This is a genomic window from Kitasatospora sp. NPDC127035 (genome assembly GCF_042726075.1).
In the GTDB taxonomy this organism is placed as follows: Bacteria; Actinomycetota; Actinomycetes; order Streptomycetales; family Streptomycetaceae; genus Kitasatospora.
On sequence record NZ_JBHXDN010000031.1, the window covers coordinates 99,149 to 103,807 of the forward strand.

4 protein-coding genes are annotated in these 4,659 nt (G+C 71.2%); 2 read left to right on the forward strand and 2 right to left on the reverse strand.

The genetic code is table 11. The features are described from left to right. Positions 1 to 195: 195 nt before the first annotated feature. Positions 196 to 1,830, reverse strand: a complete 1,635-nt coding sequence (gene abc-f / locus ACFWIC_RS21880; protein WP_380519809.1) for a ribosomal protection-like ABC-F family protein — start codon at positions 1,828 to 1,830, stop codon at positions 196 to 198. Positions 1,831 to 2,433: 603 nt separating this feature from the next. On the opposite strand from abc-f, the gene ACFWIC_RS21885 reads away from it, so the two are divergent. Both ACFWIC_RS21885 and ACFWIC_RS21890 read left to right on the forward strand, forming a co-directional pair. Further along, on the forward strand, positions 2,434 to 2,718 hold the full coding sequence (locus ACFWIC_RS21885; protein WP_380519810.1) for a pyrimidine/purine nucleoside phosphorylase: 285 nt from the start codon (positions 2,434 to 2,436) through the stop codon (positions 2,716 to 2,718). A gap of 454 nt (positions 2,719 to 3,172) precedes the next feature. Further along, a complete protein-coding gene (locus tag ACFWIC_RS21890) occupies positions 3,173 to 3,838 on the forward strand; it encodes a hypothetical protein (RefSeq protein ID WP_380519811.1) in 666 nt (221 codons plus the stop codon). Positions 3,839 to 4,010: 172 nt separating this feature from the next. Here ACFWIC_RS21890 and ACFWIC_RS21895 read toward each other — a convergent pair whose 3' ends face one another. Beyond that, positions 4,011 to 4,358 (reverse strand): hypothetical protein, encoded by a 348-nt coding sequence (locus ACFWIC_RS21895; protein ID WP_380519812.1) that lies wholly within the window; start codon positions 4,356 to 4,358, stop codon positions 4,011 to 4,013. Between the last annotated feature and the right edge of the window lie 301 nt (positions 4,359 to 4,659).

The following is a 4,659-nucleotide window of genomic DNA, read 5'->3' on the forward strand; positions in this document are numbered from 1 at the left end:
CACACCTCCGGGCGCCGCGATTTTTTTTAAAACCACACCGGCCCGGCACCCCCCCCCCCCCGGGCCCCCCGGCCCCCCCCCGGGGGGGGGCCCCCCCCCCCCCCCCCCCCCCCCGCCGGCCGCCGCCACCGGGTCGCCGTACCGCACCGGCGCAACCGCCCTGGCCGGCCCCGACCGGCCCGAGACGTCGGCGGCTCACACCGCAGGGGCTCCCGTTTCCCGGAGTGCTCCGTCGGCGAGCCGCAGCCAGCGGTTGACCCCGATCTCGGCGAGGAACCGTTCGTCGTGGCTGACCACCAGGAAGGCGCCCCGGTACGAGTTGAGCGCGCTCTTGAGCTGGCCCGCGCTGACCAGGTCGAGGTTGTTGGTCGGCTCGTCGAGGAGCAGCAGGTGCGGGGCCGGCTCGGCGCACAACACGCAGGCCAGGGTGGCGCGCAGTCGCTCGCCGCCCGAGAGTACGCCGACCGGCAGGTGGGCCCGGGCGCCGCGGAACAGGAAGCGGGCGAGCAGGTTCATCCGGTCCGCCTCGGGCCGCTCGGGGGCGAACGCGGCGAAGTTCTCCGCCACCGTGCGGTCCAGGTCCAGCAGGTCAAGGCGCTGCGAGAGGTAGGCGATCCGGCCGTCGTTGCGCGTGATCCGGCCGTCGTCCGGGGCGAGGTCACCGATGACCAGCCGCAGCAGGGTGGACTTCCCCGCGCCGTTGGGGCCGGTCAGCGCGATGCGCTCGGGGCCGCGGATGTTCAGGTGGACACCGCCGTCGGCGAACACGGGCCGGCCGGCGTGGCGCACCTGCAACCCCTCGCCGAGGAAGAGGTTGCGCCCGGCGGGTACCTGGGTGTCAGGCAGGTCCAGGGAGAGACGTTGCTCCTCGCGCAGGGCGCGCCCGGCCTCGTCGAGCCGGGCCTTGGCCTCGTTGACCCGGGAGGCGTGCATCTGCCCCGCCCGGCCCGCGGACTCCTGTGCGCCGCGCTTCATGGTGCCGGCGAAGATACGGGGCAGGCCGGCGTTGTTGAGGTTGCGGGCGGCGTTGCTCGCACGGCGGTCGGCGCGTTCGCGGGCCTGCTGCAACTCCCGCTTCTCCCGCTTCAGTTCCTGCTCGGCGTTGCGGACGTTCTTCTCGGCGACCTCGTGTTCGGCCCGCACCGCGTCCTCGTACGCGGTGAAGTTTCCGCCGTAGAAACGCAGTTCGCCGCTGCTGAGCTCGGCGATGTGGTTCATGCGATCGAGCAGCGCGCGGTCGTGGCTGACCAGCAGCAGGCAGCCGTTGAAGTCCGCCAGCACGTCGTAGAGCTTGTGCCGGGCCTCCGTGTCGAGGTTGTTGGTCGGTTCGTCGAGCAGCAACACGTCCGGACGCCTGAGGAGTTGGGCGGCGAGGCCGAGGGAGATGATCTGGCCGCCGCTGAGCGTGCTCAGGCTGCGGTCCAGGGCGAGGTGAGCCAGGTCGAGCCGGTCGAGCTGTGCGCGGGTGCGCTCCTCGATGTCCCAGTCGTCGCCGATGACGGCGAAGTGCTCCTCGTCGACGTCGCCGGACTCGACCGCGTCGATGGCCTGGACGATGTCGGCGATGCCGAGTACCTCGGCGACCGTGAGGTCGGCGGTCAGGGGGAGACTCTGACGGAGGTGGCCGAGCTTGCCACTGACGGTCAACACGCCGGTCGCGGGCTGGAGTTCTCCGGCGATCAGCTTGAGCAGGGTGCTCTTTCCGGAGCCGTTGGGGGCGACCAGGCCGGTCCGCCCGGTGGGCAGGGTGAAGGACAGGTCGTGGAAGACCGGGGTGTCGTCCGGCCAGGCGAAGGAGACGTTCGAGCAGATGACGGCGGCGTCGGACATGGAAGTGACCTCGAAAGAGACTGAGGGCAGGACTGGGAGCTCTGCCCCGGGCAGATACGGGAAAGGGGCACGACGAAGAAGACCACCTCGGCTGCGGCGCTCCTGAAGCACCGGCCGGTGGCCGTCAGATCCGGATCTCACCCGGAGATGTCGTCGTCACCCGCCACGTCTGCCACTCCTCGATCACTCGGATTTCAGGTCGTACGCAGGCTAGCAGGTGTCGTTCGTCGTCTGCCGGTATTTCCAGCGGCCATTCCGTGTCGGCTCATTGGCAGGTGCGGAGTGCGATGCCGGCATGCTTTGACGGTGTTCACATCTGTGCGGAGGCCCGCCGCTGCGCCCGGCCGGAGAGGTGGCCGGCCCTCCGGGGCGCCTCCTTCTGGAACGCATTGACCACGACGGGACAGCCGAGACGGCGATCCCGCGCGAGCGGTCCCGGAGTCCGCAGCCGCCCAATGGTGTCCTCGGGCTTCGTGATCGGCGGAAGGCGGCAGCCGCGTTCTGCGTGGGGAAGGGCGGCCGCTACCCTTAGCCTTCCCTCACCAAGATCCGGCCCGCGACGCGCGGGCTGCCCTTGCCTGCCCTGTTTCCGAGAGGACGCCCATGTTCAAGGTCAACGAATACTTCGACGGCACGGTCAAGTCGATCGCCTTCACCGCGGAGGAAGGACCGGCGACCGTCGGCGTCATGGCACCGGGTGAGTACGAGTTCGGCACCGCGAAGGGGGAGATCATGCACGTGGTCTCCGGCGCCCTCACCGTGAAGCTGCCCGGCTCCGAGCAGTGGGAGACCTTCAAGGCCGGTGACCGGTTCAACGTTCCGGCCGACAGCAGGTTCCAGGTCAAGGCCGCAGTCGAGACCGCCTACCTCTGCGAGTACCGCGACTGACGCCGAGACCGTCGCCGATGGGCGAGGGGCGCCGGAGGCCGGGAGCGCTCCAGCGCGGCCGACCCGGCCTCCAACCCTCGCTCGAGCACGCTCGCCCGCCCCCGTCTCCGTCTCCTGACCGCCGCACACCGGGCATCCGTGTGCCCGCCGCCGCAGTGCGTGAGGCCGCCCGGAATCCGGATGGGCCGGCGGGCCGGTACGGCGTAACCGCCGCCAAGGGGGCTGGGGACGGTGGGCCGCGCCCGACCGGTCAGGCCGTGGATTCCCCACTCGTTGACCTCCACCTCCCGGGCAGCGGTGACAGGACGTCTCGCCGACGCGCAATCTCCGCGACGGGTGGCACCTCCGTGATCTACCGTTCAACCGATGAGCTCCCACGACACCGACCTCGACAAGCCGACCGCCGCAGCCGTTCGCTGTCGGAACAACCGCTCGCTCAGCGTGAGGCCCAGGCATGAGGGCTGACCTGCGAGTGCCGTTGATCCTCCGGGCGCCGGAGGGTCTGAGCCGCCGGGCCCGGTACTTCGTCGAAGCGCACGGGCTGCGCGTTGCCCGCCGGGACATTCGGTGCCATCGGGATGCATGGCTCAGGTCGGGGATACCCGCCGTGGAGATCGACCGGGCCGTGGCCTTCCAGGAACTCTGGGGTGGCATCGCCCTACCCCCGGCCCCCGTGTACGAAGGTGGCCCTCGCGTTCTCGAAGCCGACGTTCCCGAGGGTTCGGCTGCGGACGGATGGTGCTTCCCTGCCGGCGGCTGCCGCGTGTCCACGGCCTACGGATTCATGATCGGGCCCGGAGGTGAGTTCGGGATCGACGCCGACCACTGGACGCCTCTGCACGCCGACACCCAGGGGTGGGTGGAAGCCCTGGCGCTGGCCCACCACGCGGGCTACTGGGCCAGGACCGTCACGAAGGTCAAGGGCGATGCCGTCGACCAGGTGGACCTCGACGGATTCGAGCCGGTGTCCGAGGTCCAGGGACTCGCCGACACCTGGTGGCGGGGCAAGGACTCACTCATCGCCATCTACCGCGGCGAAGCCGTCGGCTTCGCCGCCCCGCACTGTAGGGAGGCCCACATCTACGGCGGGCTCGACACATGGGGTCTCAGCGGCCACTGACTCCCGGAGTGACGAGCGCCGAGAGCCCGTCCCCCGTCAGCCTACCGACCGGTGTGAGGTGGCCGGCCGGTGGAGATCGCCTACGAGAAGCCGGAGGGCAGCAACTCCTCGCCGTGCGGTCCAGCCGGTCCGGTCTGCCCTGGCAGATCTCGGCCGAAGGCCATGAGCGCCTTCAGCAGTACGTCTCGATGTAGAGGAGGACACGGCCGTCGTCGGTGGTGAACTCGTAGGCCTCGTGGATCGGCAGGTAAACGGCGCCGAGTCTGGCCTTCGTCTCCAGCCAGGCGGCCGGGCGCTCGTCCGCCGCGAGAAAGCGGGGGAGCCATCGCCGGGCCTGGTCGTCGTAGTAGTCGCCCATCGACATCACGTCGGCGCTGACGGCGAGCCGCTTGGCCCGGCGAGGGTCCAGCGGCCCACGAAGGAGCCGCCAGTGGCAGCCGTCGGCGTCGGTGAACCCGCGGGCCGTCACGGGCGGGAGAACGTGCGAGCCCTCGGCCTCCTCCGCCGGTGCTGGCTCCATGGCCGCCGCCACCTCGGCTAGGGACGCTGCGCGCTGACGTTTCTTCGGCACCTCCACATCATGCCAGGACCGGCTGCCGCTGCCCTCGGCACCAGGATCGAGTGACGGACGTCCGGTGGCCGTCGAGATCGTAGGGCAAACGATCTCGACGGCTCGACTTCCGGCGGCCGAACCCGATGCCGCCGGGGGGGGCGGCGGACGGGCGGGGCGGCCCGCGGGGGGGGCTGCCCGGGGCGCGGGCCGGGGCCCGGCCGCGTGAGCGGTGCCCGGGGACAGGAAGGCCGGGGGGGCGGGGGGGGGT

Excerpts from the sequence above, each read along its gene's own strand:
- ACFWIC_RS21890 (WP_380519811.1), top strand. The coding sequence starts at position 3,173 with ATGAGGGCTGACCTGCGAGTGCCGTTGATCCTCCGGGCGCCGGAGGGT.
- ACFWIC_RS21895 (WP_380519812.1), bottom strand. The coding sequence starts at position 4,358 with ATGGAGCCAGCACCGGCGGAGGAGGCCGAGGGCTCGCACGTTCTCCCG.
- abc-f (WP_380519809.1), bottom strand. The coding sequence starts at position 1,830 with ATGTCCGACGCCGCCGTCATCTGCTCGAACGTCTCCTTCGCCTGGCCG.
- ACFWIC_RS21885 (WP_380519810.1), top strand. The coding sequence starts at position 2,434 with ATGTTCAAGGTCAACGAATACTTCGACGGCACGGTCAAGTCGATCGCC.